Origin of the sequence: Streptomyces sp. NBC_00454 (genome assembly GCF_041434015.1) — a bacterium.
In the GTDB taxonomy this organism is placed as follows: Bacteria; Actinomycetota; Actinomycetes; order Streptomycetales; family Streptomycetaceae; genus Streptomyces.
In genome coordinates, this window is sequence record NZ_CP107907.1 from 6,267,915 (window position 1) to 6,293,421 (window position 25,507).

At 73.1% G+C, this 25,507-nt stretch carries 22 protein-coding genes; 9 read left to right on the forward strand and 13 right to left on the reverse strand.

The window, feature by feature from the left end:
* Window positions 1-144: 144 nt before the first annotated feature.
* The 4 genes from OHU74_RS28745 to OHU74_RS28760 all read right to left on the reverse strand — a co-directional run bounded on the left by OHU74_RS28745 (window position 145) and on the right by OHU74_RS28760 (window position 4,501).
* A complete protein-coding gene (locus OHU74_RS28745) occupies window positions 145-228 on the reverse strand; it encodes a putative leader peptide (RefSeq protein ID WP_312847410.1) in 84 nt (27 codons plus the stop codon).
* Window positions 229-383: 155 nt separating this feature from the next.
* Complete coding sequence (locus OHU74_RS28750; protein WP_371618545.1) at window positions 384-947, reverse strand: GNAT family N-acetyltransferase; 564 nt, start codon at window positions 945-947, stop codon at window positions 384-386.
* A gap of 13 nt (window positions 948-960) precedes the next feature.
* Window positions 961-2,382, reverse strand: coding sequence for a GAF domain-containing protein (locus OHU74_RS28755; protein WP_371619840.1), 1,422 nt, complete (start codon window positions 2,380-2,382; stop codon window positions 961-963).
* A 475-nt stretch (window positions 2,383-2,857) separates the two neighbouring features.
* The gene (locus OHU74_RS28760) at window positions 2,858-4,501 is read right to left on the reverse strand and encodes an acyl-CoA dehydrogenase family protein (protein WP_371618546.1); all 1,644 of its coding nucleotides are present in this window, start codon (window positions 4,499-4,501) and stop codon (window positions 2,858-2,860) included.
* Between the two features lie 17 nt (window positions 4,502-4,518).
* Between OHU74_RS28760 and OHU74_RS28765 the strand changes: the two genes are divergently transcribed.
* Together OHU74_RS28765 and OHU74_RS28770 are read left to right on the forward strand one after the other, a co-directional pair.
* On the forward strand, window positions 4,519-5,634 hold the full coding sequence (locus OHU74_RS28765) for a YihY/virulence factor BrkB family protein (RefSeq protein ID WP_330299239.1): 1,116 nt from the start codon (window positions 4,519-4,521) through the stop codon (window positions 5,632-5,634).
* Window positions 5,635-5,684: 50 nt separating this feature from the next.
* Window positions 5,685-6,470: a helix-turn-helix domain-containing protein gene (locus OHU74_RS28770; protein WP_371619841.1), complete on the forward strand. Its 786-nt coding sequence runs from the start codon at window positions 5,685-5,687 to the stop codon at window positions 6,468-6,470.
* Here the strand turns inward: OHU74_RS28770 and OHU74_RS28775 are convergent.
* Both OHU74_RS28775 and OHU74_RS28780 read right to left on the reverse strand, forming a co-directional pair.
* Window positions 6,404-6,802 carry a VOC family protein gene (locus OHU74_RS28775; protein WP_371618547.1) on the reverse strand — a complete coding sequence of 133 codons (399 nt, stop codon included), beginning with the start codon at window positions 6,800-6,802 and terminating at the stop codon, window positions 6,404-6,406. The genes OHU74_RS28770 and OHU74_RS28775 overlap by 67 nt on opposite strands.
* A 93-nt stretch (window positions 6,803-6,895) precedes the next feature.
* A complete protein-coding gene (locus OHU74_RS28780) occupies window positions 6,896-7,807 on the reverse strand; it encodes a TetR family transcriptional regulator (protein WP_371618548.1) in 912 nt (303 codons plus the stop codon).
* Between the two features lie 379 nt (window positions 7,808-8,186).
* Here OHU74_RS28780 and rsgA point away from each other — a divergent pair, with 379 nt between their 5' ends.
* Entirely contained in the window at window positions 8,187-9,293 is a 1,107-nt protein-coding gene (rsgA, locus tag OHU74_RS28785) for a ribosome small subunit-dependent GTPase A (RefSeq protein WP_371618549.1), read from the forward strand.
* A 58-nt stretch (window positions 9,294-9,351) separates the two neighbouring features.
* On the opposite strand, the gene OHU74_RS28790 is transcribed toward rsgA, so the two are convergent.
* From OHU74_RS28790 to OHU74_RS28800, 3 genes are all read right to left on the reverse strand, one after another.
* Window positions 9,352-9,729: a PPOX class F420-dependent oxidoreductase gene (locus OHU74_RS28790; protein ID WP_371618550.1), complete on the reverse strand. Its 378-nt coding sequence runs from the start codon at window positions 9,727-9,729 to the stop codon at window positions 9,352-9,354.
* A gap of 100 nt (window positions 9,730-9,829) precedes the next feature.
* Window positions 9,830-10,312 (reverse strand): DUF456 domain-containing protein, encoded by a 483-nt coding sequence (locus tag OHU74_RS28795; RefSeq protein ID WP_371618551.1) that lies wholly within the window; start codon window positions 10,310-10,312, stop codon window positions 9,830-9,832.
* A 24-nt stretch (window positions 10,313-10,336) separates the two neighbouring features.
* Complete coding sequence (locus OHU74_RS28800) at window positions 10,337-11,314, reverse strand: helix-turn-helix domain-containing protein (RefSeq protein ID WP_371618552.1); 978 nt, start codon at window positions 11,312-11,314, stop codon at window positions 10,337-10,339.
* Window positions 11,315-11,515: 201 nt separating this feature from the next.
* Between OHU74_RS28800 and OHU74_RS28805 the strand changes: the two genes are divergently transcribed.
* The 4 genes from OHU74_RS28805 (at window position 11,516) to OHU74_RS28820 (ending at window position 19,294) form a co-directional block, all read left to right on the forward strand.
* Window positions 11,516-15,325 (forward strand): S8 family serine peptidase, encoded by a 3,810-nt coding sequence (locus OHU74_RS28805; protein ID WP_371618553.1) that lies wholly within the window; start codon window positions 11,516-11,518, stop codon window positions 15,323-15,325.
* A gap of 106 nt (window positions 15,326-15,431) precedes the next feature.
* Entirely contained in the window at window positions 15,432-16,898 is a 1,467-nt protein-coding gene (locus tag OHU74_RS28810) for a protein phosphatase 2C domain-containing protein (RefSeq protein WP_371618554.1), read from the forward strand.
* A gap of 66 nt (window positions 16,899-16,964) precedes the next feature.
* Entirely contained in the window at window positions 16,965-18,707 is a 1,743-nt protein-coding gene (locus OHU74_RS28815; RefSeq protein WP_371618555.1) for a pyruvate dehydrogenase, read from the forward strand.
* A 185-nt stretch (window positions 18,708-18,892) separates the two neighbouring features.
* Entirely contained in the window at window positions 18,893-19,294 is a 402-nt protein-coding gene (locus OHU74_RS28820; protein WP_371619842.1) for an ATP-binding protein, read from the forward strand.
* Between the two features lie 71 nt (window positions 19,295-19,365).
* Here OHU74_RS28820 and OHU74_RS28825 read toward each other — a convergent pair whose 3' ends face one another.
* A complete protein-coding gene (locus OHU74_RS28825; RefSeq protein WP_330299249.1) occupies window positions 19,366-20,433 on the reverse strand; it encodes a DUF2637 domain-containing protein in 1,068 nt (355 codons plus the stop codon).
* 235 nt (window positions 20,434-20,668) lie between these two features.
* On the opposite strand from OHU74_RS28825, the gene OHU74_RS28830 reads away from it, so the two are divergent.
* Window positions 20,669-21,022: a hypothetical protein gene (locus tag OHU74_RS28830; RefSeq protein WP_371618556.1), complete on the forward strand. Its 354-nt coding sequence runs from the start codon at window positions 20,669-20,671 to the stop codon at window positions 21,020-21,022.
* Here the strand turns inward: OHU74_RS28830 and OHU74_RS28835 are convergent, their stop codons facing one another.
* Complete coding sequence (locus OHU74_RS28835; RefSeq protein ID WP_371618557.1) at window positions 21,023-21,922, reverse strand: (2Fe-2S)-binding protein; 900 nt, start codon at window positions 21,920-21,922, stop codon at window positions 21,023-21,025.
* A gap of 70 nt (window positions 21,923-21,992) precedes the next feature.
* Between OHU74_RS28835 and OHU74_RS28840 the strand changes: the two genes are divergently transcribed.
* Complete coding sequence (locus tag OHU74_RS28840; protein WP_371619843.1) at window positions 21,993-22,712, forward strand: GntR family transcriptional regulator; 720 nt, start codon at window positions 21,993-21,995, stop codon at window positions 22,710-22,712.
* Window positions 22,713-22,814: 102 nt separating this feature from the next.
* Here OHU74_RS28840 and OHU74_RS28845 read toward each other — a convergent pair whose 3' ends face one another.
* Window positions 22,815-23,591 carry a hypothetical protein gene (locus OHU74_RS28845; protein ID WP_330299253.1) on the reverse strand — a complete coding sequence of 259 codons (777 nt, stop codon included), beginning with the start codon at window positions 23,589-23,591 and terminating at the stop codon, window positions 22,815-22,817.
* Between the two features lie 166 nt (window positions 23,592-23,757).
* Window positions 23,758-25,437 (reverse strand): PucR family transcriptional regulator, encoded by a 1,680-nt coding sequence (locus OHU74_RS28850; protein WP_371618558.1) that lies wholly within the window; start codon window positions 25,435-25,437, stop codon window positions 23,758-23,760.
* Window positions 25,438-25,507 lie beyond the last annotated feature (70 nt).

Genomic DNA, 25,507 nt, shown 5'->3' on the forward strand with positions numbered 1-25,507 from the left:
GACCCCTGGCGCGCGTGGAGCGGATGTGGCTGGTTACCGCCCTTTTGGGGCGGCGTCCTGCCTACAGGGGGCTGCAGTGGTTATCTGTGTTTACGGCGGGCGCGGCGGCTGCGCGCGGTGCGCCGTGCGGCGGTGCTGGTTCCCTCAGCGTGCCGGACAGATGGCGCTGGACATGCGGCCGAGGTCGACGTGCCGCCGACTCACCAAGGCAATTCCAGCTCCGTTCATGGCGGAAGCGTGGCATGTGGCGATTGGAGGAGTCCACTACTGTCCACAATCCGGACGAACTCGTCTCGCATCGCGAGATCCCCGTGACGGGGGTCACCTCGGGAGCCCCTTTTGCCCCATCGGACCCGGTCCGACGGGGCAGTGCGGTGCGGAGGCTACGCGCCCGGCCAGGGGCCCGGGGTCGGGGTGGATTCCTTGGGCTCCGATTCCTCGCGGAAGACCTTGAAACCGCGGCGGACGTAATTGGCCATCGCCGTCGGGCCGTCCTCGCTGCACGTGTGGAGCCAGACCCGGCTCGTCGGGGCCAGGGAGGGCCAGCGGGAGGCCAGGGACCAGGCCGCCTCGACGCCCACCGACAGCAGGTGCCCGCCGATCCGGCGGCCCCGGAAATCGGGGAGGAGACCGAAGTACATGATCTCCACCACACCGTCCGGCTGCGGGTCGAGTTCCACGTAGCCCGCGGGCGTGCCCCGGTCGTACGCCACCCACGTCTCCACGCCGGGGCGCTCCAGCTGCTCCACCCACTGCGCGCGGGTCAGCGCGAGCCGGTCCGTCCAGTGGATGTCGCCGCCCACCGAGGCGTAGAGGAAGCGGCTGAACTCCGGCGACGGGACCTGCGACCGGACGATCTGGATCTCGGGCCCGGGCACGGCCGCCGGGACGAGATCGGACGGCGAGGTCATTTCCAGGGACCAGGTGGTCAGCGTGATGGTGCTCATGGACTTCAGGGAATCACACTCCCCAGCCACCGCTCTGAGGGCCCCTGGGAGGGCCCCCGGGGCCCCCGGGGCCCCCGGGGCCTGCTGGACCCCCGGGACTCGCCGGACCTGCCGGACCTGCCGGACCTGCCGGACCTGCCGGACCTGCCGGACCCGCCGGACCCGCCGGGTCCGCGGGACCCTCCGGTCCCGGATGGCAGAGCCGGGCCCTGATCACGGCCGGGGCCGTGGAGTGCGGCAGCAGGGCGGCCGGGTTCCCCGGGCGGATCAGCTCCACCTCCACGTCCTCCGCGAAGCGGTACGGGCGGTGGGTCAGGACGCCCGCGAGGTTGCGCCGGACCCGGGACATCTCCGCGCGCACCGTCACCGTCCGCGTCGGGTCGCCGAAGAGTTCCTGGGAGAGCTCCGCCGCCGAGCGGCCCCGGGGGGTCTCCGCCAGCAGGAACAGCAGCTCCGCGTGGCGCGGGCTCAGCTCCTGGGACCAGCTGCCCGAAGCCCCGTAGACGGTGGCCAGCCACGCCCCGGGCCGGCTGAGGTCGAGGACGACGCGGGCGGCGGCCTCCGGGCCCCGGCGGACCTCCGCGACGGTCAGCAGCCAGCCGCCCGGCAGGGGCTCCACCAGGCAGTCGCCCAGCTGCGGCACCCACACCCGGCCCGGCCCGAAGGTCTTCGGCAGCGGGATCCGCTCCGTCGGCGCGAGCCCGGTGACGGCCGCCGTCCAGCCGTGGCCGTCGACGGCCACCGCCCGGCCGGGCAGCCGGGCCAGCAGCGGGGCCGCGACGGAGCGCAGCCGTTCCAGGGACTCCAGGTGCCGGATCCGCAGCTCCCGCTCCGCGAGCCGGGCCACCGAGCTCACCCAGGCCAGGGTCGCCGGGTGCATGGTGGCCAGCGGGCCGCTGACGTCGACGACCCCGAGCAGCTGCCCGTCCCGGGGGTCCCGTACGGGGGCTCCCGCGCAGGTCCAGTCATGGTGGCTGGAGACGAAGTGCTCCGCCGAGAACACCTGGACCGGTCTGCGGGCCACCAGGGCGGTGCCCACCCCGTTCGTGCCGACCACGGCCTCGTCCCAGTCGGCTCCCACGCCGAAGCCGAGCCGGTCCGCCTTGCGCAGGATGGAGGAGTGGCCCTCGCGCCACAGCAGCCGCCCGTCGGCGTCGGCGACGACCATGATGTGCAGGGCCTCGTCCAGCGCGGGCAGCAGCCCCTCGCGCAGGACGGGCAGGAGTTCCCGTAGCGGGGAGGTCTGGCGCCGTTCCTCGGTTTCGGCGGACGACAGCATGCGGCTGCGGGTGTCGCGGTCCGGGTGGACCCCGCCCGCCAGCATCCGGCGCCAGGACTCGGCGATCTCCGGGCGCGGTGCGGTCGGGGGCCGGCCCCCGGTGAGCGCGGCCTCCCGTACTCCCTTGAGCAGACGCGCGGCCTCCCGCGCGTCCATGGCCGAGATGCGTGCCGCATCGACCGCGCTGCCTGTGGTGTGGGCCACCGGAACCTCCCCGTGTGGAGCATGTGGTGCGTGTGGAGCATGTGGTGCGTCGTGCTGGTCGTGCACGTGGTGCAGGTCGTGCGGGTGGTGCTGGTCGTGCGCGTGGTGCAGGTCGTGCTGGTCGTGCACGTGGTGCAGGTCGTGCGGGTGGTGCTGGTCGTGCACGTGGTGCAGGTCGTGCTGGTCGTGCACGTGGTGCGTGGTGCAGGTGGTACGCCGTGCGGGTGGTGCTTCAAAGGTTGCAACGTCATGCAACTCTCGCCAAGTCCCGGTCGTCCGATCGAAACTGTGCGGACGTCGCCGAGCGACGTGACAGCTCCTTCCTCGGGGCTTCTCGGATCAGGGGTGGTGCCGAGTCGGCGCGGCGCCATCCCTGTTCCCGTTCAACGGGCCCGGATCCATGCCCGCGGCGGTTTGGGGACCACCGCTAGCCCGCGATCCGGGCCCGTTCCACGACGGACCGCAGGTCCAGGCTGTGCGGCAGCGTGCCGAAGGCCGCGCCCCAGTCGCCACCCAGCCGCGAGGCGCAGAAGGCGTCCGCCACCTCCGGCGGGGCCCACCGGACCAGCAGGGATCCCTGCAGCACCAGGGCCATCCGCTCCACCACCCGGCGGGCCCGCGCCTCGATGCCCTCCAGGTCGGCGAGCTCGGTCAGCAGGTTCTTGATGGCCGAATCCAGCCGGTGGTCGGCGCCCCTCGCCAGGCCCACCTCCTGGAGGAAGGCGCCCAGTGCCTGGGGCTCGCGCTGGAGCGCGCGCAGCACATCGAGGGCCTGTACGTTGCCCGATCCCTCCCAGATGGAGTTCAGCGGGGACTCGCGCAGCAGTCTGGGCAGCCCGGACTCCTCGACGTAGCCGTTTCCGCCCAGACACTCCAGTGCCTCCGCCACCATCGGCGTACAGCGCTTGGTCACCCAGTACTTCGCGACGGGCACCGCGAGGCGCAGGAAGGCCCGCTCCTGCTCGGTGCCGGCGTCGTACGCGGCCGCGAGGCGCAGGGTCAGGGTGGTGGCGGCCTCCGACTCCAGGGCGAGGTCGGCGAGCACGTTGCGCATCAGCGGCTGGTCGATGAGCGGTGCTCCGAAAGCAGAGCGGTGCTCCGCATGGTGAGCGGCCTGCGTCAGCGCCTGCCGCATCAGCGAGGCCGAGCCGATCACGCAGTCCAGCCGGGTGGCCGCGACCATCTCGATGATGGTCCGCACCCCCCGGCCCTCCTCGCCCACCCGCCGCGCCCAGGTCCCGTCGAACTCCACCTCGCTCGAAGCGTTCGACTTGTTCCCCAGCTTGTCCTTCAGCCGCTGGATCGCGAAGACGTTGCGCGTGCCGTCCGGCAGCACCCGGGGCACCAGGAAGCACGTCAGCCCTCCCGGCGCCTGCGCCAGCACCAGGAACCCGTCGCACATCGGCGCCGAACAGAACCACTTGTGCCCCGTCAGCAGGTACTCGCCCGAGGCGTCCAGAGGCACCGCCGCCGTCGTGTTCGCCCGTACGTCGCTGCCGCCCTGCTTCTCCGTCATCCCCATCCCGAAGAGCACCCCGGCCTTCTGCCCGGCCGGCCTGAGCCCCTCCTCGTACACGTGCGAGGTCAGCCGCGGCTCCCACTCGGCGGCCAACTCCGGATCCGTGCGCAGCGCCGGCACCGCCGCGTGCGTCATCGACACCGGACACCCGTGCCCCGATTCCGCCTGCGACCACACGAAGAACCCGGCCGCGCGCCGCAGGTGCCCCGCCGGCCGCCCCCACGCGTCCGTGAGCCCGGAGCCCACCGCGTGCCCCAGCAGCCGGTGCCACGAGGGGTGGAACTCCACCTCGTCGATCCGGTTGCCGTAACGGTCGTGCGTCCGCAGCTTCGGCGGGTTCTCGTTCGCCTGCGTCCCCCATTCCTGGGCCTGCCGGGAACCGGCCGCACGGCCCAGATCCGTGAGTTCCTCCCTTACCTCCGCGGCGAGTTCGGGCGCCGCGCCCTCGAGATGCCGCTCCACGCCCTCGCTCAGGACCCGGTCGCTGCCGTATACGTCGTAGCCCGTGAGGAGCGGGGCCTGATTGGTGACTGTGTGGGTGGTGGCTGCCATGCGGATACCGTAAGGACGTGCAGCCAGCAAAAGAAACACCCGAGCGGATCCCAGGGCGGCTCCACCGGGCCCGAGTCCTCTACCGCAACGTCTCCATGCGCAAGATGGCGTGGCTGCTGCTCAAAGACACCGTCAACTCGTGCATCGAGTACCGGATCCTCGGACTCGCCGCCGAGGCGGCCTTCTTCACCCTCCTCTCGCTGCCCCCGCTCTTCCTCGGCCTGCTCGGTCTGCTCGGCTACGTGGACGGCTGGTCGGGCGGCACCACCGTCGCCAGCATCGAGGAGAACATCCTGCGGGCGGTCGGCACGGTCCTCTCCGACAGGGGCGTCAACGACATCGCCAAACCGATGCTCGACGACGTCACCAACCGGGGCCGCCCCGACCTCATCTCCCTCGGTTTCGCCTTCGCCCTGTGGTCCGGCTCGCGCGCCGTCAACGTCTTCATCGACACCATCACCGTCATGTACGGGCTCGACGGGCAGCGCGGCATCGTCAAGACCCGGCTGCTCGCCTTCCTCCTCTACGTCATCGCCCTGCTGATCGGCGCCATCGTGCTGCCGCTGATGGTGGTCGGCCCCGACGCGGTGGTACGGCTGGTGCCGTGGAGCACGGAAGTGATCGCGGTCCTGTACTGGCCCGTCGTCACCCTGCTCTGCATCGCCTTCCTGACGACGCTCTACCACGTCTCCGTCCCCGTCCGCTCGCCCTGGATCGAGGACGTGCCGGGCGCGCTCGTCGCCCTCGCGATGTGGGTGCTGGGCTCGTTCCTGCTGCGGATCTACCTCACCAACACCGTGGAGGGCCCGACGATCTACGGATCGCTCGCCGCCCCCGTGGCCGTCCTGCTGTGGATCGGCATCTCGGCCTTCGCCGTCCTCGTCGGCGCGGCCGTCAACGCGGCCATCGACCGGGTCTGGCCCTCGGTGGCCACCGCGGCGGCGCGCGAGGCGAACGAGCGGGTCCGCGAGGCGGAAGCCGCCCAGCTGGTCGCCCGCGCCGCCGCCTGGCGGGCGCTCGCCGAAGGCGAGTCGGAGGACGACGAGGACGACGACATGCCCTCGGAGTTCCCGGAGCGCTGGTCGAAGTTCCTGCCGCCCGAGGACTACCACTCCAGGCTGCGCAAGCACTGACCGCCGGTCGTAGCCTGAGGGGCGTGACGGGTGTGACGACCCCGAGGGGCGTGTACGAGGAACGGCCGTCCCGGGTGCTGCCCGGCGCCGTGCTCTGGCGGGCCACCGGGGCCGGCGCCGGGGTGGTGCTGCCCGACGGCTGCATGGACCTGCTGTGGGTGGACGGGCGGCTCCTGGTGGCCGGACCCGACACCGCGGCCCACCCCGCCGGCGAGGTCCCCGGCACCGGCTTCGCCGGGATCAGGCTCGCCCCCGGCACCGCGCCCGCGCTGCTCGGCGTACCGGCGAGCGCGCTGCGCGACCGCCGGGTGGAACTGGCCGACCTGTGGCCGGCCGCCGAGGTACGGCGCCTCGCGGGGCGGGTGGCCTCGTACGAGGACCCGTGCTCGGGACTGGAGGAGCTGGCCCGGCTCCGCGCGGACGAAGCCGGCCCCGCGGACGCATTGGCCCGGGAGGTCGCGGCCCGGCTGCGGGCAGGGCAGGGCGTGGCCGCCGTCGCGGCGGCGGTGGGCCTGGGGGAGCGGCAGTTGCACCGGCGTTCGCTGGACGCCTTCGGCTACGGGCCCCGCACGCTCGGGCGGATCCTGCGGCTCCAGCGGGCCCTCGCGCTGACCCGGCGCGGGCTGCCGCACGCGGAGGTGGCCCAGGCGGCCGGCTATGCCGACCAGGCGCACTACGCCCGCGAGGTACGGGCCCTGGCGGGGACCACACCGGGGGGCTACGCGGCGGCGTCGGCGGCCGGTGGTCAGGCGGGGCCGGACGCCAGGGGTCAGGCCGGGTCGGCCGCGGCGAAGAGGGAGACCCCGCTGCCGTCCGGGTCGAGGACCACGGCGTAGCGCTGGCCCCAGAAGGCGTCCCAGGGCTTCAGATGGCCGGTGTGCCCGGCCTCCGTCAATGCCGCGTACAGGGAGTCCACCTCGGCGGGGGAGTCGCACAGGAAAGCGAGCCCCACCCGGCCGTCGCTCTCGGGCCGGGTCCAGGCCGGGTCGAAGGAGTGGATGACCTCCTCGGTGTCCCAGCCGATCCGCAGACCGCCCGGCAGGACGGCCTCCACGTGCGGCTGGGAGTCCGCCCCGGCCGGGATGTCGAAGCCCAGGCGGCGGTAGAAGGCGAGTGAGGCGGCCATGTCGGAGACGATGATGCCGATCATGTCGAGTCGGGGAGTCATGCCGTCAGGCTAGGGGCGGCCGGGGCCGCCGGTCTTGAAGGAATCGGACATGAACCGGACCTCACACGGCGTCCTCCTCACCCGGCGACCGGCTCACCCGGCGTCCTCGTCCTCCGGCGGCAGGTGGCGGTAGACGGTGGCCCGGGAGACGCCGAGCGCGGCGGCGATCGCGGTCGCACCGCTGCCGGCCGCGTGCATCCGGCGCGCGGCCTCGGTCATGGCCGCGGTCATGGAGGCGGGCCGCCCGCGCCGGCCCCCGGGCGCGGGACGCGCGGCCGGAGCCGCCGACGGGTGCTCGGCGGGCCCGTCCAGGAGACGTCGTACGCCGTCCAGGACCGCCGCGCGGAGCTCGGGGACCGGGGCGTCGGCGAAGAGGACCACCGGGTCGGAGAGCATCGCGATGGCCTGAGCGGCCCGCACCCGCTCCGCGAACCCGGGACCGGCCCCCGCGACCAGGGCGTTGGCCCGGAGCATCGCCTCCCGCAGGCGGGCGAAAGCCGGCCCGGGGGTGGCCACGGCCATGTCCTGGAGGTTGAGCCGCAGCAGGTGGCGGTGGCTCAGCCAGGTGTCGAGGACCCCCTCGATCGCGGCCCAGCGGATCCGGTCGGCCGCGCCGGTGCCACCGGCTCCCGCGGGCCCGCCGGGTACGTCGGTTCCCCCGGTGCCATCCGGCCCGTCAGAGGCCGGCTCCTCGGGTGCGGCGGCCGCGGCGCGGGATATGGCCGCCACCAGATCGCGGAGCATCGGCTCCACGAGGGCGCCGAGGATGTCGGCCTTGCCGGGGAAGTGGTACAGCACCGCCGGCTTGGAGACGCCCACCCGCTCGGCGATCTCGCGCAGCGAGGTGTCGTGGAAACCGTGGACCGAGAACAGTTCCGTGGACACCCGCAGAATCCGCTTCCTGGTGTCCGAGGCCGTCTCGACGACCGGCTCGTCGTGCGGTGCCGACCGGCCGATTCCCGTCTCGTAAAGCGTCTCAGAATCTGCAAGCTCACGGTTGTCCACGCGGAGCAGCCTAACTCCTCAACCGACTTGGGGCAGGGCCCGATAGCCGGTCCCTGACCGACGGTAAGTCCCACCCCGTCCCGGGGCCGCGCGGACGGAGGCCCGGAAAGGGATCCGGAAGGGAACCCGAAAAAGAATTGGCGCGGGCCTCAAGGGCCTTGTTACGGTGGGGGTGTTCCCGCCGAGCTGTGCGGGACCGCTCGTCAGCACGTGTGTGTACGACTCGGAGGTGAGTTCATTGATGACTGTCATGGCGCAGGGCGTTGCCCGCACTCAGAAGACCATCAATGTCACTTCCGTGGTCTCCGGCTGACTTCTCCTCATCTCCCGCGCTCGACAGCAGCGCGCACCGCCGGGGCCACCCTGTGAAGGGTTTCCCTTGTCTTTCTCTTCTTTCCCGCAGGCTCCGCTTCCGCACGCTCTCGCCCCCTACGGCTGGGACGACGCGTGGGCGGCCGAATTCGCCCCGTACACCGCAGAGGGCCTCGTGCCCGGCCGGGTGGTAAGGGTCGACCGAGGCCAGTGCGACGTCATGACCGCCGACGGAATCGTCCGCGCCGACACCGCCTTCGTCACCCCGCACGACCCGCTCCGGGTCATCTGCACCGGAGACTGGGCGGCGGTGGAGGCACACGGCAGTCCGCGCTACGTGAAGGCGTACCTGCCGCGCCGGACCGCCTTCGTGCGGTCCACCTCCTCGCAGCGGTCCGAGGGCCAGATCCTCGCCGCGAACGTCGACCACGCGATCATCGCGGTATCGCTGGCCGTCGAACTCGACCTGGGCCGCATCGAGCGCTTCCTCGCGCTCGCATGGGAATCCGGGGCGCAGCCGCTGGTCGCCCTGACCAAGGCGGACCTGGTCCCGGACCCGGTCACCCTCGGACACCTCGTCCAGGACGTGGAGGGGGCGGCCCCCGGAGTCCCCGTCGTCACCGTGTCCTCCCTGACCGGAGAGGGTACGGACGTACTCGCCGCGGTCGCCTCGGGGGGTACGAGCGTGCTCCTGGGAATCTCCGGCGCGGGCAAGTCCACCCTGGCCAACACCCTGCTCGGGGAGGCCGTGATGGAGGTCCAGGAGGCCCGCGAGGTCGACGGCAAGGGCCGCCACACCACCACCACGCGCAACCTCCTGGTACTGCCGGGCGGCGGCGTGCTCATCGACACCCCCGGGCTGCGGGGCGTCGGGCTGTTCGACGCCGGAGCGGGCGTCGGGCAGGTCTTCTCGGAGATCGAGGAGTTCGCTTCGCAGTGCCGGTTCCACGACTGCGCGCACGAGGCGGAGCCGGGCTGCGGGGTGCGCGAGGCGGTGGACTCGGGGGCATTGCCCGAGCGGCGGCTGGAGAGCTACCGCAAGCTGCTGCGCGAGAACCAGCGGATCGTCGCGAAGACCGACGCGAGGCTCCGCGCGGAGCTGAGGCGGGACTGGCGGCTGCGCTCCGCGGAGGGCCGGGCGAACTATTCCGCGAAGCGGAGCGGCCGCGCCTGACCCTTCGGGCTCAGCCACCCGCAGCCCCGTCAGGGCTGCGGGTGGCCGCGGGCTGCGGCTACGCGTCGAGCCCCCAGGACAGGACGCGTTCCGGGTGGATCCGGATGACCTCGGGGCTGAAGTGGGGCCCCAGGGTGTGCGGGCCGGTCTCGAGGGTCGCGCGGCCGCGGATCTCCAGGCCCCGGACCTTCCACGGCCTGGTGCTGACCAGGTCGTCCACGACCAGGGACAGCCGGGGGTTCCCGGCAAGGTTGCGCCACTTCTTCGTCTTGCCCATCGCCAGCCCGCCCACCAGGACCGTCCCGTCGTCCTGCGGGAAGAACCCCACCGGGTTCGCCTGCGGCTGCCCGGTGGCGTCCACCGTCGCGAGCCGCCCCAGGTGCTGCGACCGCAGGTATGCCAGTTCCTGCTCGCTGAAACCCTTGAAGTCCGTCATGGGGAAGACGATCCCAGGCCCGCCCGCACCGCGCATCGGGCCAATGGCCTACGACCGGGGCCTAAGACCGGGGCCTACGACCGAGCCCTGAGCCCGAGCCCTACGCCCACATCAGCGTCCCGGCCCACGCCCCCACCACCAGCAGGCACGCGAACAGTTCCACCAGCACGCTCGTCCCCACCGCCCGCATCACCGCCCGGACGGAGGCCCACGCCTCCCCGTGCGATCCGAGGCGCTCGCGCTCGCACAGGTAGATGCCGCCCACGAACCCCGGAACCGCCCCCACCACCGGCACCAGCACGAAGCCCAGTACCGCCCCCGCGCCCGCGTACGCCGCCATCCGGCGGGTCACGCCCACGCCCCGGAGCCGGCGCGGCGGCAGCAGCCACTTCACCACCTGGACCACCAGCAGCAGGGCCGTCGACGCGACCAGCAGGGTCCAGGCCGCCGCCGACCGCTCGTGCATGGCCCACCACAGCACACCGGCCCAGACCAGCCAGGTTCCCGGGACGCCGGGGACCAGTACCCCGACCACTCCGAGCAGCAGCACCAGCCCCACCAGGAGCAGCTGAGGCAGATCCATCTGCTCAGCCTGCCTGACCTGGGGCTATCGGGCCACCCAGCCCCGTTCGTACGCGTGCCAGCCCAGCTGGAGCCGGGTCGTGACCCCGGACAGCTCCATCAGCCCCTTCACCCGCCGCTGGACCGTGCGCAGGCCCAGTTCCAGATGTTTCGCCACGCTCGCGTCCGTCATCCCCGCCAGGAGGAGCGAGAGGATTTCGAGGTCCGTGACGTCCGGGCCGCCGTCCCCCTCCTCCGGCGCGCCGGAGGAGCCCAGCCGCAGCGGCAGCGACTCCCGCCAGACCGCCTGGAAGAGCCCCATCAGGGATTCCAGCAGCCCCGACGCGTGCACGACCAGCGCCGCCGGCTCCGCGCCGCGGGACGTGAGCGGGACCATCGCGAGGGCCCGGTCCGCGATCATCAGCTTGGTCGGCACCTGTTCCGTCACCCGGATGTGTTCCCCGCGGGCCAGCGCCGAGGAGGCCTCGCGGATCCCGCTGGGCAGGGTGAGCACCTCCCGTTCGATGACGACCCGGTACGCGACGCCCCGTACGGCGGCCCGGTCCTCCGCCTCGTTGTCCGTCCCCGTCACCACCTGCGGGCGGCCGCTGACCAGCGCGCACACCTCCTCCACCGCGCCCAGCTGGAGCTGGTGGAAGCGGTGGGCCACCGCGCTGGCGCCCGTCACCACCTCGACCAGGTCGTGCACGGCCGGCTCGGCGGCCTCCGCCCGGTACTCCTCCGCCAGCAGCGCCGCCGCGAGCTCCGCCTGTTCCAGCTCGTGCCGCTGCTGGGTGAGCAGCGCGCCGAGCGCGACGCCGGGCGGGGCCGCCACCCAGCGGCCCGGCCGGGCGGAGGACTGGGCGGCGAGCCCCTGCCGTTCCAGGTGGCGCAGGGCCCGTTCGGTCTGCTGCACCGGCAGCGTGAGCCGGTGTGCGAGATCGGGTATCTCCGCCGCCCCCAGCGCGACCAGCGCGCGGTACGCCGACTCCTGCCCCTCGTCGAGACCTATCGCACCCAGCAACCCGTCCACCCAGCCCTCTCAGTGCCGTTCCTGGCGGGAAGCGGCCACGGCGCAAACCCGCCGCGGACATCATCGCCGCACCACCCGTCTCTCTGCCAAGGTGACGCCACCGCAGCACCAACATCCGCTGGCCAGAAGCCATTTACGCGGCGGTTTCGCCGTGCAATGCAGTAGTTGGCCGGAAATCACCTGGGGAGAGCGATGCGCCCGATATCGCGTACGGCACTGGGAGCGGCCATCGCGGCCGTCCTGGCCGTCACCGCCGTGGGCCCGTCCACGGCGCAGCCGTCGGACGGAACGTCCGGAGCGGGGACCGCAGCAGGGGCCGGAACGGCGAACAGGCCCCTCACCGGGAGCGAGGCCGCCTCCGCGCAGCCCACCGGGCCCGTCACGGTGACCCTGGTCACCGGCGACCGGGTCCTGGTCTCCACCGACGCGGCCGGCCGCACCGCCGCCACCGCGATGCCCCGCGAGGACGGTTCGCAGCCGGTCGTCCAGACCCGCCAGGCGGGCAAGGACCTGTACGTCTACCCCGAGAGCGCCGTCAAGGCGCTCGCCGCGGGCAAGGTCGACGAGGAGCTCTTCAACGTCACCGGCCTGATCCGGCAGGGCTACGACGACGCGCACGCCAAGAAGCTCCCGCTGATCGCGGTCTACGAGGCCTCGGCGAGCCTGGCGCGCAGCGCCCCGCCGGTGCCGCGCGGCGCCGAGCAGTCGCTGGTCCTCGGGTCCATCGGCGGCGTGGCACTGGCCGCGGACAAGGCGAAGGCCGCCGAGTTCTGGTCCGACGTCACCGGCGCGGCCACGAACCCGCACACCCGCTCCGCGGCCGCCGCCCCGCTGAAGAAGCTGTGGCTGGACGGCAAGGTCCAGGCGAACCTGGAGCGTTCCACCAAGCAGGTCAACGCCACCGCCGCGTGGGCCGCCGGATTCGACGGCACGGGCACCAAGGTCGCCGTCCTCGACACCGGTGTGGACCTCGAACACCCCGACCTCAAGGGCCGGGTCGCCGAGGCGAAGAACTTCACCGACTCGGACACCGCCGAGGACCGCCAGGGCCACGGCACCCACACCACCTCCACCGTCGGCGGCTCCGGCGCGGCCAGCGCGGGCGCGAAGAAGGGCGTCGCGCCCGGGGCCCAGCTGCTCAGCGGCAAGGTCCTCAACGACTCGGGCTACGGCCTGGATTCGTGGATCATCGCGGGCATGCAGTGGGCCGTCGACAGCAAGGCCGACGTGGTCTCCATGAGCCTGGGCGACCCCTCCCAGCTCTCCTGCGACGACCCGATGGCCGCCGCCACCGAGGCGCTGGCGCAGAGCAGCAGCACCCTCTTCGTCATCGCCGCCGGCAACTCCGGCCCCGGCAACAACACGGTCTCGTCCCCCGGTTGCGCGCCCAGCGTGCTGACCGTCGGCGCCGTCGACCGCGACGACAGCACGGCCTCCTTCTCCAGCCGCGGCCCGGCCGGCCTGCAGCACACCCTCAAGCCCGAGATCGCCGCTCCCGGCGTCGGGATCTCCGCCGCCAGCATGGGCGGCCGCGGGGTGTACGCGTACCAGTCCATGTCCGGCACCTCGATGGCCACCCCGCACGTCGCGGGCGCCGCCGCCATCGTCAAGCAGCGCCACCCCGACTGGAGCCCGCAGCAGATCAAGGCCGCGCTCGTCGGCTCCGCGAACACCGCGATCCCGGGTGACGTACGGGAGACCGGCGGTGGCCGACTCGACGTCAAGGCCGCCATCGACACCACCGTCACCAGCGCCTCCTCGCTCCAGGGCGGCGCGTACAACTGGCCGCAGGACCGCAGCGACCGCCGAAACGTCGAGGTCCCGTACACCAACACGGGCACCAAGCCCGTCACGCTGAACCTCTCCGTCGAGAAGGTCACCGGCAACGACGGCTCCGCGGTCCGCAGCCAGGTGGCCCGCCTCGGCCAGCGCAGCGTGACCGTCCCGGCCGGCGCCACCGTCAAGGTGCCGCTCGCCCTGGACCCGTCCGCGAAGCTGGAGCGCTCCCAGTACGGGGACGTGGCCGGCCGGGTGGTCGCCACGGCGAACGGCGTGCACGTCTCCACCCCGTTCTCGCTGTACGTGGAGCCCGAGACGGTCACCCTGCGGGTCAAGCTCATCGACCGCGACGGCAAGCCGGCCGCCGGACCGTCCTCCCTGGACGTGATCGGCACCGACGACGCCACCGGTGAGCGCCGCTTCAACGAGGGCTCCGTCGACCAGGTCTACCGGGTCCGCCCGGGCGCGTACTTCCTCTCCGCCTTCGTCGGTACCCCCGACGCCGGCGAGGGCGCGACCATGGTCGACTCGCTCACCTACCTCGGCCGCCCGCAGACGGAGATCAAGAAGGACACGGTGATCGTGCTGGACGCCCGCAAGGCGGCCCGGCTGAGCATCGCGACCGACAAGCCCACCGAGGCGCGCGCCACCACCCTCGCCTTCTCCCGCTCCTGGGGCGAGGTCTGGCAGCACGCGGGCACCGCCATGGGCGGCCGCACCATCCGCGGCTACTACGCCTCCGTGGAGGGCCGGGCCAAGGACGGCGCCTACGAGTTCGGCAGCTACTGGCGGGCGGCGGCTCCGCTGATCTCCGAGCTGAAGGCGAACGGCGGCCCCGTGCTGCATCCGATCACCGCCTCCACGGGCAGCGACAACCTGGACGGCACCGGCAGCGCTCCGCTCGTCAACGCGGGCACCGGCACGGCCGAGGAGCTCGCCGCCGTCGCCGCCAAGGACGCGATCGTGCTGGTCAAGGTGGACGACGCCTCCCTCTACCAGGTCGCGGCCGACGCGAAGAAGGCCGGAGCCAAGGCCGTCCTCGCCTACCGCGACGCTCCCGGCCGCTGGGCCGGCTTCACCGGCTACGCGGGCGGCTCCCTCCCGGCGATGTCCATCGAGTCGGGCGAGGGCCGGGCCCTCCTGGCCGAGCTGGGCGCGGGCAAGGTCACGCTGAGCTGGAAGGGCAGCGCGAAGAGCCCGTACGTCTACAACCTGGCCCAGATCGAGAAGGGCCCGGTCCAGGGCGACCGCACCTACCGGGTGCGCGACCGCGAGCTCGGCGCCGTCGAGTCCTCCTACCAGTCGATGGGCGTCGCCTCCGACTTCATCGACGTCACCGGTGCCTACCGGCCGCTCGGCAGCGCCGTGTACTTCGGCTCCATCGACACCGTCTCGGTGCCGGGCAAGCGCACCGAGTACTACTCCGCCGGGGACACCGCCTGGGACCACCTGGTCTCCAGCAGCTTCCCGTGGGGCGAGTTCATGACCGACCAGCACCGTACGTACGCGGCGGGCTCGAAGCGCGCCGAGAGCTGGTACGACGGGGTCATCGGCCCGGTGGCGCCGCGCGACACGGCGGGCAAGGAGCAGCTGGCGGCCGAGCGGCAGGGCAACCTGATCGGCTTCGCCTCCGCGATGTGGGGCGACAGCGGCCACTTCGCGCAGCAGGGCGGCTTCGGCGACCTCGGCAACGTCTCGCTCAAGCGCGACGGAGAGTCGCTCGGCGACAGCGGCTACCCCTCCGGGGTCTTCGAGGTCCCGGCCGGCGAGGCCACGTACGAACTGACCCAGCAGCTGGAGAAGTTCGGCCAGCCCGCCCGCACCTGGCAGCGCTCGCAGGCGATCTCCACGACGTGGACCTTCCGCTCGAAGCTGGACGCGGCGCAGTACTCGCAGCCGCTGCCGGTCCTCTTCCCGCGGATCTCCGCCCCGCTGGACGGCATGAAGACGCTGGCCGCAGTAAACGGCCAGGAAATCAACCTCGGGGTCAGCGGGCACGCGGGCTACGCGCCCGGCGCGCTCAAGTCGGCCAAGCTGTCGTACTCGTACGACAACGGTGAGAGCTGGACCGGGGCGAAGGTGAGCGAGCGCGGCGGGCAGTGGACCGCGACCGTGGACCATGCCGGAGCGGCCGGCAAGCAGGTCATGCTCAAGGTCGAGCTGACCGATGTGAACGGCGCCACCGTCACCCAGATGGTCGCGCGGGCGTACGACATCCGCTAAGTCGTACGACTGATACGAGGGGAGTCCACCGGACGGCGGTCCGGTGGGCTCCCCTTTTCGTGTGTTCGCCGGATTCCGCCCGCGGCGGAGCACGACAATGTGGGACATGAGTCAGCAGGGCGCGGGCGCGGATGACTGGTGGCACAAACTCTACGAGGACCCCGACGCGGGACCGGAAACCGATCCCCGGGACACGCTCGACCACCGCTTCCGCTCGGCGGCGGTGATGGTGGCCCCACCGGTTTCGGGGGAGGGCGCGATCCTGCCCGGCCAGCGCCGGGACCCCGCCCGCCCGGACCGGCCGACTCCGGAGGAGCAGGCCCCGCCGCCGGTGGCACCGGAGCCTGTGGCACCGGAGCCGGTGGCACCGGAGCCGGTGGCACCCGAGCCGGCCGCACTGGAGCCGGCGCCACCGCCGCCGGTGGTCCCGCCGCCGGTGGTCCCGGAGGCCTGGTCCCCGGCGGAGGGGGCGTACGGCGAGTCCTTGCTGCCGCCGCCGCGGGATCCGCGGGCGGGCGGCCAGACCTGGTACGCGCTCGGCGACGTCTCCGTACCGCCCGCGCTGCCCGCCCCCGCGGCCCCGGAGCCGCAATCCGCCCCGCCGCGGCCCGCGGACGGGACCGTACCGCCGGTGCCCGCCCCGTCGGCCAGTGCCGAGGGCTCCCCGGAGTCGGCCGCGGACGCCGGAGCCGGGGCCCGGGAGGAGCCCGCTCCGGCCGTTCTCGCCGAGCGGCCGGTGGCGGCGCACCTGGGGGACCGCCCGCCGACCTACGCGCCCGAGCCCGTCGCGCTGCCCACCGCCGATCCGGCCGCGCTCGACGCCCTGACCCCCGACACCGTGCTGGAGGGGGCCCAGTACGGCGGCTACACCCTGCGCGCCGCCTCGCTGCGCGGGGACTCCGCCCGGTTCCGGGGCGAGCCCCGGCGGGACTTCCTGCTCACCGCCCGCTTCGGCGCGGGCCCCGACGCCCTGGTCCTGGTCGTCCTCGCCGGCGGGGACCGGGCCGCGCCCGGAGCCGCCGCGGCCGCCGCCGAGCTGTGCCGCTCCGTCGCCGGGGCCGTCGGGCGGAGCCAGGAGCGGCTGGCCGAGGACATCCGGACCGGGCGGCGCGAGGCGTTGCGGTCCGGGCTCCAGCGGCTCACCGACCGGGGCTACGGCCGGCTGCGCGCCCGCTCCGCGGAGCTCGGGCTCGCGGAGGAGGCCTACACCGCCGGGCTGCGCGGGCTGCTGCTGCCGGTCGACCCGGAGTGCCGGACCCGGATCTCCTTCGGCGCCGGCGCGGGCGGACTGTTCCGGCTCCGCGCGGGGGAGTGGAGCGACCTGGAGGAAGCTCCGGCATCGGACACCGGGTTCCGCTTCCGCGGCTCAGTGGCCCGCCCCGGCGACACCCTGCTCCTGTGCTCCGGCGGCCTCGCCGAACCGATGCGCGAGGAGAAGGTGCTCTGCGCCGAACTCGCCGCCCGCTGGTCCGACGAGCCCCCGCCGGGCCTCGCGGCCTTCCTCGCGGACACCCAGCTCCGCCTCAAGGGCTACGCCGACGACCGGACGGCCGCCGCCGTCTGGGAGGCGTAACCGGGCGGATCATGCGTGGATGGGAGGCGCACACGGCAGAGCAGAACCGGAAAGGGCGCCCCCTCCATGGCAAAGCAGAACGTGGCCGAGCAGTTCGTCGACATCCTCGTGCGCGCGGGCGTGCGGCGGATGTACGGGGTCGTCGGCGACAGCCTGAACCCGGTCGTGGACGCGATCCGCCGTACGGGCGACATCGAGTGGATCCAGGTCCGCCACGAGGAGACCGCCGCCTTCGCGGCCGGCGCCGAGGCCCAGATCACCGGCACCCTGGCCGCCTGCGCGGGCTCCTGCGGCCCCGGCAACCTCCACCTCATCAACGGGCTCTACGACGCCCACCGCTCCATGGCCCCGGTCCTCGCGCTGGCCTCCCACATCCCCTCCAGCGAGATCGGCCTCGGCTACTTCCAGGAGACCCACCCCGACCGGCTGTTCACCGAGTGCAGCCACTACAGCGAGCTGATCTCCAACCCGCAGCAGATGCCCCGGGTGCTGCAGAGCGCCATCCAGCACGCGGTGGGCCGCAGCGGGGTCGGCGTGATCTCGCTGCCGGGAGACATCGCCTCCCTGCCCGCTCCGGAGAAGAGCGTCGAGCACGCCCTGGTCACCGCACGGCCGACCGTGCGCCCGGGGGACGCCGAGATCGACAAACTGGTCCGGCTCGTCGACGAGGCGGACAAGGTCACCCTGTTCTGCGGCAGCGGCACCGCCGGGGCGCACGCGGAGGTGATGGAGTTCGCGGGCCGGGTCAAGGCCCCCGTCGGACACGCCCTGCGCGGCAAGGAGTGGATCCAGTACGACAATCCCTACGACGTCGGCATGAGCGGCCTGCTCGGCTACGGCGCGGCCTACGAGGCCACCCACGAGTGCGATCTGCTGATCCTGCTCGGCACGGACTTCCCGTACAACGCCTTCCTCCCCGACGACGTGAAGATCGTCCAGGTGGACATCAGGCCCGAGCACCTCGGCCGCCGCTCGAAACTGGACCTCGCGGTCTGGGGAGACGTACGGGAGACCCTGCGCGCGCTGAACACCCGCGTCAGGGCCAAGTCGGACCGCCGCTTCCTGGACCGGATGCTGAAGAAGCACGCGGACGCGCTGGAGGGGGTGGTGAAGGCGTACACGCGGAAAGTGGAGAAGCACACGCCCATCCACCCCGAGTACGTGGCCGCCGTCCTCGACGAACTCGCCGACGAGGACGCGGTCTTCACCGTCGACACCGGCATGTGCAACGTATGGGCGGCGCGCTATCTTTCCCCGAACGGCAAGCGCCGCATCATCGGTTCCTTCAGCCACGGATCCATGGCCAACGCCCTCCCGCAGGCCATCGGCGCACAGTTCACCGATCGCGGACGTCAAGTGGTGTCGATGTCCGGCGACGGCGGTTTCTCCATGCTGATGGGAGATTTCCTCACCCTCGTGCAGTACGACCTCCCCGTCAAAGTGGTTCTCTTCAACAACTCATCCCTCGGGATGGTCGAGTTGGAGATGCTGGTTTCCGGCCTGCCTTCGTACGGAACTACGAATAAGAACCCCGACTTCGCGGCCATCGCCCGCGCGGCGGGCGCGTACGGGGTCCGCGTGGAGAAGCCCAAGCAGCTCAAGGACGCTTTGAAGGATGCTTTCCGGCACAAGGGGCCAGCCCTGGTGGACGTGGTGACCGACCCCAACGCCCTGTCGATTCCACCGAAGATCAGCGCCGAAATGGTGACCGGATTCGCACTGTCCGCCAGCAAGATCGTGCTGGACGGAGGGGTCGGCCGGATGATCCAGATGGCTCGATCCAACCTCCGCAACGTACCGCGCCCGTAAGCCCGTATGCGTGCGGATTCCCCTGGGGGGCATGCATCCCGTAGGCCTGTTCGAGAGGCGGGCCTTCGGTAGCGGCACACGGGAGGTACATCGCCGTGCGGGTGGGGGCGAAGACCGGAAAGCTGTGGAAGAAGGGGCGGCCGGAACCGCGTGAACCGTCGGTCGAGGACGGGGGAGCGGTGGACATGCTGGGGATCACCCACAGCGTGCGCCGGGCGGATCTCAAAGCAGTCGGAGAAATCCGAAGGGCCTTACGGGAGCTGATGCGCCACCGGTGCCGGGCGGACACCGCCGAGGTGGCCGAGCTGCTGATCACCGAGCTCGTCACCAACGCCCTCGTCCACACCGATCACGGTGCGGAGGTGTCCGCGACCCTCGCCCGCGCCCGCCTGCGCGTGGAGGTCCGGGACTACGCCGCCCGCCGGCCCCGGCCGTACGTACCGTCCGCCGACCACGGTACGCACGGCAGGGGGCTGGTACTGGTCCAGGCGCTCGCGGACGCCTGGGGCGTGGACTCGCTGGCGCTGGGCGGGGGCAAGGTGGTCTGGTTCGAACTGGACGGGAGCGAAGACGTGGGGCCCGCCTGACGGGTCGGCGGGCCCCACGTGGTTGCTTGTTCCGTGCTCTTCCAGTCAGTCAGTCAGTCAGTCAGTCGGCCTCAGCCGAACTGCTGCTCCAGATCCTTCAGTTTGCGCTCCAGGGAGTCGAGCCGGGGAAGCGTCTGGGTGTCGTCCTCGGCGGTGAGGTCCACCGTCCGGGGGCCACCGGCCGGGTCCCCGGATTCGGCTTTGCTAACGGCCTGGAGGGAGGGCCGGCGTCGTAGCGGCAGTTGATCCGTTTCCGCTATGGCCGGCTCCGCGCCGACCGGCGCGGAGCCCGCTCCGGGGGCCAGCCCCGGCATGTCGACCTGACGGGCCCGGGCCACGCGCCCGAACGCCCGGTTCTGCCGGCCGAGCGCCTTGATGTGCGCGCGGTCCAGGCGGTGTTGGTCCCGCCTGCGGTGGCGGTCCTGCTCCTTCTCCTTCTTGTCCTCGCGCACCTCGTCCACGGCCTCGTCGAGGGTGCGCACCCCCTCCAGCAGCATGAGCGACCAGGCGCCGAAGGTCTCCCTGGGGGCCCGCATCCAGCGGACCATCCGGATCTGCGGCAACGGCCTGGGAATCAGGCCCTGTTCGCGCAGTGCGGCCCGGCGGGTCTGCTTCAGGGCCCGGTCGAAGAGCACGGCCGCCGAGAGGGACATTCCGGAGAAGAACTGCGGAGCCCCGTCGTGTCCCGCGCCGCGCGGGGCGTGCACCCAGTTGAACCAGGCGGCCGCGCCCGCGAACAGCCAGACCAGCATGCGGGAGCCCAGGGCCGCGTCGCCGTGGCTGGCCTCGCGGACCGCGAGCACCGAGCAGAACATGGCGGCGCCGTCGAGCCCGAAGGGCACCAGGTACTCCCAGCCCCCGGAGAGGTTGAGGTTCTGCCGGCCGAAGCCCACCAGTCCGTGGAAGGAGAGGGCGGCGGCCACCGCCGCGCAGCAGAAGAGCAGGACGTAGGAGGCGGTCCCGTAGACGGCCTCCTTGCGGCGCCGCCGCTCCTCGCTGCGCTCCCAGCTGTCCTCGGCCGCCGCGGCCTTCTCGCCTTCGCGCTTGCCCCGGGCCAGCACCGCCACTGCCGCAAGTACGCCCAGGATCAGCAGGCTGCCGGGCAGCAGCCAGTCCAGCGATATGTCGGTCAGTCTCATGCGGTGTCCCTTGCCTCGCGTATGCGGCTGTTCGGCTCGTGGGCCGGTGCGGCTTTCCGGGCGTCATAGTGGCCCAGCCGGTGCGCCGTACACGCGGGTTTCGGGGCAAGTGGACGCCATCGGGGGGCGGAGCCCGCCGGATAGGGTGTTGCGGCTCGAACTGTCGCGCGGGCGCCGGGGGTTGAGTTCGATTCACGGTCAGTCGGAAGGGTGGGTTCGGATGGCGGAGGCGGCTGTGCGGTGTCCTCGGTGCGAGGAGCCGCTCGCGGAGCTGATGGGGCCGCTGCGGCGGCAGCCCGACACGCTGTGGTGGCAGTGCGGGTCCTGCGGCTGGCTGGGCCGCCGGCGGACCGCCGCGGGCGCGGCCCTGCGGGAGATCCGCCGCTACGAGGGCAGGGACGCCCTGTGCCCGTGGTGCGGCGATGAGGACATGGTGGTGGAGGAGGGCTCCGAGGGCATTCGGTCGGACGGGGTGCCGGGCCGGTGGATGACCGACGTGTGCCTGTCCTGCGGCCGGGTCGGGGCCTGGTTCCGCGGGGTGTCGGGGGAGCGGCTGGTCTGGCCCTCCGGGCTCGGGGGCCCCAGGTGATCAGCCGGCGGCGGCCGTCAGGCGGGTGACGCGCTGCGCGTCGCAGGTGCGCGGGCAGGTGACGCAGGTGTCCTCGGGGCGGATCGTGTAGAAGAAGCAGCAGCCGGCCCGGTCGCGGGTGGCCAACTCCCGGCCGCCGGGGCCTTCGAGGGTACGGAAGCCCGCGCCGCCGGTGTACGGGGCCGTCGCGCCGGGCAGCAGCAGCTCCAGCTCGCGCATGGCCCGGTGCTCCTCGGCCCCGCCGAGCAGCTGGCCGAGGTACCAGAGGCCCTCGACGACCTCGTCGGTCGCCATGGCCCACAGCGCGCGCCGCCCGCGCCGCATGCGCGGGGCGAAGCCTTCCAGCACCGGTCCGAGGTGTCCGGCCACCGCGGCCCGCACCTCCTCGCGCAGGGCCTGCGCGTCAGGTACGACCCTGGCTCCGGGGAGGACGGCCGCCGGATCGTCCGGCAGGCAGGCGAAGGACTCCACGCGCACGGCCATCCGCCCTTCGGTCCGGTGGAAGGCCACCTGGTCCGGGGCGAGCAGGGGCACCCGGCGGTCCAGGAACCAGGGCGCGGTGATCAGCAGGCACGCGGGCCACGCGTACCGGTGCAGCCCGAAGCCGGCCACCACGTCGGGCCGCGCCCGGCGCCCGTAGTCCCGTAGCACCTGGGCCTCGTCCCAGGCGAGGAAGGCCTCCAGGGCCTCGCCGCCCGCCGCGAGCTCGTGCGCGCCGACCCACCCCGCGCCGCGGGGGGAGGGCTCGTGCGCCGCGAGCCCGGTGACGCGCAGTCCGCCGTAGGCCGCGGTGAGCCGCGCGTAGGCGTCCGCCACCGGGGAGCCGGCCGGGGCGGGCGCGGTGACGGGCGCGGTGACGGGCTGGGCGGGCCCGGTGGGCCCGACGGCCATGAGGGTCATGGGGGCCACCGAATCGCGCGATCGTTAACAGGTAAGCCTTACCTTACTCGATCTCTCGGGGGTTCGGGATATTCTCGGGTCAGGTCAAGACCCGCAGGAGGTCCGAGTGCAGGACGCGGCCCGAGCCCGGGTACCGGAACAAGAAACACGCAAGGTGATGCGCCATTCGGTGCGCGGCCAGATCCTCGAAGCGCTGCGCAAGGCGCTGGTCGACGGCGTGCTCGTGCAGGGGGAGATCTACTCCGGCCCGGCGCTGGGCGAGCGGTTCGGGGTCTCCGCGACCCCGGTCCGCGAGGCGATGCAGCAGCTGGCGCTGGAGGGGGCCGTCGAATGTCTCCCGAACCGGGGCTTCCGGGTCCTGCCCCGGACCCGGCACGAGCTGGCGGAACTGGCCGAGGTCAGGGCGCTGCTCGAACTCCCGGTGATCCTGGAGCTGGCCCGTACGGCCGACGCCGGGGTCTGGGCCGCGATGCGTCCGGCGGCGGCCTCGGCCGAGCAGGCGGCGGCCTCGGGGGATCCGGCGCGGTACGCGGAGGCGGACCGGGCCTTCCACCGCGCGGTCCTGGCCCTGTCGGGCAACTCGCAGCTCCTGCTGGTCACGGACGACGTCCACCGCCGGGCCCGCTGGCCGGTCTCGGGCCCCACCCGGTTCCCCCGGGCGAACCTCCCCGCGGACGCGGCCCAGCACACGGCGATGCTCGACGCCCTGTCGGAGGGGGACCTCCCGCTGGCGGAGTCGGTGATCCGCGACCACTTCGCACCGCCGGTCCGCCCGGCGGCCGGGCGCTGACGGCGGGAACCCGACGGCCGGGCGCTGAGCGCCGGGCCCTGGCTACCGGTCCCGGGCGGCCGGGCCCCTGAAGGCCGGGCCCCGCAGGGCCCGGCCCGGGGGTCAGGCCGTCGGGGCCGGCTGGAGCTGGTCCGCCAGCCAGGTCGGGATGCCGCCCAGCAGGTGGAACAGCCGGCGGGCCTCCGCGCGCAGGCGGGTGGCCTCCGGTTCGGGTTCGGCTTCGGCCAGGGCGGCCAGCGCCGGGGCCGTGCCCACCAGGAAGCCCAGGTCCTCCCGGATGCGCAGGGATTCCGCGAAGCCCTGGCGGGCCTCGGCCACCTCGCCCTCCCGCAGGGCCAGCGCGGCCAGGTGGCGCCAGGTGAAGGACAGCAGCAGGGTGTCGCCGTGGGCGACCGCCCCCGCATGGGCCCGGCGGTACGCCGGAAGGGCCGACTGCGGGGCGTCCGCCAGGTGCTCGGCGACCAGCCCGCGCCGGAAGTCCAGCAGCGGGCGGGTCCGGGACCCCGGGGACAGCAGGGCCGCCGCGCGGCCCAGTGCGGAGCGGGCCTCGTCCGCGCGGTCCCGTACGCCCAGCACGGTCGCGGCGTAGGCCAGGTGGCCCCGTTCGCACGCGGCCGCGCCGCGGTCGTCGTCCTCGTGGGCCACGGCTTCGGCCACCCGCAGTGCGTCCTCGGCCTCGGCCCAGCCCTGCCCGGTGAACAGGCAGCGCTCGACCAGCAGCGAGGTCCGCTGCACGGCGGCTCCCGGGTCGTGTACGTGCGGCGTCAGCAGGGCCGCCGCGTCGGTCCAACAGCCGCGCGAGCGCAGCCGCCATATCGCCCGCTGGAGGGGGTCGTCTCCCCCGGTAGTTCCGGCACCGGACATGGCGGTATCCGCCACATTGCCCTCCCCAAAGCAACCAAGCAGCACGTCGTTGAGCCCTGGGGCGAAATGAGAGCACGGATCTACGGCTCCGGCCAAGGGGTCGGGTGAACTCTTTCACAAAGTCCGGACGGATCATCAGCCGCCCCTGCCCGACCCCGGGAGCCCGGGGGAGCGGATCTTCTCAGCTCATCCGCAGTGCCAGGAAGAAGTCGAGCTTGTCCTCCAGCCGGGAGAGGTCCCGCGCCGTCAACTGCTCGATTCGCCCGACCCGGTACCTCAGCGTGTTGACGTGCAGGTGCAGCCGCGTCGCGCAGCGGGTCCACGAGCCGTCGCAGTCCAGGAACGCTTCGAGGGTGGGAATGAGCTCCGCCCGGTGGCGGCGGTCGTAGTCCCGCAGCGGGTCCAGCAGCCGGGCCGTGAAGGCGCGGCGGACGTCGTCCGGGACGAAGGGCAGGAGCAGGACGTGCGAGGCGAGCTCGTGGTGGCCGGCCGCGCAGACCCGGCCCGGACGGGCCGCCGCGACGCGGCGGGCGTGCCGGGCCTCCTCCAGGGCCCCGCGGAGCCCCTCGGCGGAGTGCACGGCGGCGCTGACGCCCAGCGTGAGCCGGCCGTCGTCGGCGAGCCCGGCCGCGAGGGGGTCCCGTACGGACGCGAGCAGCGTCTCGGCGTGCAGGGCGTTGTCGGGGCCCTTCTCGTCCCCGGGCTCCCCGGCGGGCGCGGGCAGCGGTACGAGGGCGATCGCCTCGTCCCCGGCGTGCGCGACGGCGATCCGGTCCGAGGGCTCCGGACCGGAGACCGACGGGTCCACGAGGATCTCCTCGAGGAGCGACTGGGCGACGGGTCCGCCGGGGATGTCCCCGCCGTCCCAGTCCACCCGGGCCACGACGACCTGCCAGTGCGGGGCCGTGCCCAGCCCGGGCAGCAGCACCGGCGCGGCCACCCGCAGGCGGGCGGCGATCTCGGCGGGCGCGGCGCCCGTCTGGACCAGCTCCAGCACCTCCTGGGCGAGCCGGCGGCGCACCGTACGGGCCGCGTCGCGGCGGTCCCGCTCGACGGCGATCAGCTGGGTGACGCCCTGGAGCAGGTCGAGCCGCTCGGCCGGCCAGTCGCCCGCGTCGGCCTCGACGGCCAGCAGCCAGTCCGAGAGCACGCTCTCGCGCACGTCCCGGGAGGCCGGACCCGCAGGTCCGCGCCCGTGTCCCCGGATCGGGAACAGCGAGTAGGTAATACCCTGGATGGAGATCCGGTGGGGCCCGCGTCGGCCCGTCCGGACCGCCGCGAGGTGTTCGCTCGCCAGCGCCGAGCAGACGCCCGGTGCCAGCGGTTCGCCCGCTCCGGCGATCTGCCGGCCCGTGGGCGAGAGCACCCAGGCCCGCAGATCGAGGTCCGTGGTGAGCAGATCGAGGACCACATCGGGTCCACCACCGGCCGGTCCGGAGGTCATGAGCCGCCGGTGGCGGTCCACTACGGCCGCCAGGTCGCCGGCCCGCTCTCCCGATACCTGCCGGACCACGTACTCCGTGATCGTGGCGAATGCAACGTTCTCGTTCACGACGAACAGCGGCAGGCGGTTGCGCAGGCACGCCGACACGAGGTCGTCGGGGATGTCCCCCAGCTCCGCCTCGCCGGCCGCGAGCCCGGCTACACCGGCGCTCGCGAGGATGCGCACGAACGGCTCGGAATCGGCCGAATTTCGTCTCCATGCCAGGCCAGTGAGGACGAGCTCGCCCCCGGATAGGTACCGGCTGGGATCGCGCAGGTCGGTGGTCATGACCCCGCGGACCGTCCGGTCCAGTTCGTCCTCGCCGCCGAGCAGCCGCAGCCCCAGCGCCTCGGTTTCCAGCAGTGCGCGCAGCCGCATGATGTCGCCGCCGATCTGTCTCGAATGTTGCCGTTGGAAATCGGGCAGGTCGTTGCATCCTGCCTTTCAT

Excerpts from the sequence above, each read along its gene's own strand:
- OHU74_RS28775 (WP_371618547.1), bottom strand. The coding sequence starts at position 6,802 with ATGACTCCCCGACTCGACATGATCGGCATCATCGTCTCCGACATGGCC.
- OHU74_RS28745 (WP_312847410.1), bottom strand. The coding sequence starts at position 228 with ATGAACGGAGCTGGAATTGCCTTGGTGAGTCGGCGGCACGTCGACCTC.
- OHU74_RS28760 (WP_371618546.1), bottom strand. The coding sequence starts at position 4,501 with ATGGCAGCCACCACCCACACAGTCACCAATCAGGCCCCGCTCCTCACG.
- OHU74_RS28825 (WP_330299249.1), bottom strand. The coding sequence starts at position 20,433 with ATGAGACTGACCGACATATCGCTGGACTGGCTGCTGCCCGGCAGCCTG.
- OHU74_RS28850 (WP_371618558.1), bottom strand. The coding sequence starts at position 25,437 with ATGCGGCTGCGCGCACTGCTGGAAACCGAGGCGCTGGGGCTGCGGCTG.
- OHU74_RS28805 (WP_371618553.1), top strand. The coding sequence starts at position 11,516 with ATGCGCCCGATATCGCGTACGGCACTGGGAGCGGCCATCGCGGCCGTC.
- OHU74_RS28815 (WP_371618555.1), top strand. The coding sequence starts at position 16,965 with ATGGCAAAGCAGAACGTGGCCGAGCAGTTCGTCGACATCCTCGTGCGC.
- OHU74_RS28755 (WP_371619840.1), bottom strand. The coding sequence starts at position 2,382 with ATGGACGCGCGGGAGGCCGCGCGTCTGCTCAAGGGAGTACGGGAGGCC.
- OHU74_RS28820 (WP_371619842.1), top strand. The coding sequence starts at position 18,893 with ATGCTGGGGATCACCCACAGCGTGCGCCGGGCGGATCTCAAAGCAGTC.
- OHU74_RS28795 (WP_371618551.1), bottom strand. The coding sequence starts at position 10,312 with ATGGATCTGCCTCAGCTGCTCCTGGTGGGGCTGGTGCTGCTGCTCGGA.
- OHU74_RS28835 (WP_371618557.1), bottom strand. The coding sequence starts at position 21,922 with ATGACCCTCATGGCCGTCGGGCCCACCGGGCCCGCCCAGCCCGTCACC.
- OHU74_RS28810 (WP_371618554.1), top strand. The coding sequence starts at position 15,432 with ATGAGTCAGCAGGGCGCGGGCGCGGATGACTGGTGGCACAAACTCTAC.
- OHU74_RS28750 (WP_371618545.1), bottom strand. The coding sequence starts at position 947 with ATGAGCACCATCACGCTGACCACCTGGTCCCTGGAAATGACCTCGCCG.
- OHU74_RS28790 (WP_371618550.1), bottom strand. The coding sequence starts at position 9,729 with ATGACGGACTTCAAGGGTTTCAGCGAGCAGGAACTGGCATACCTGCGG.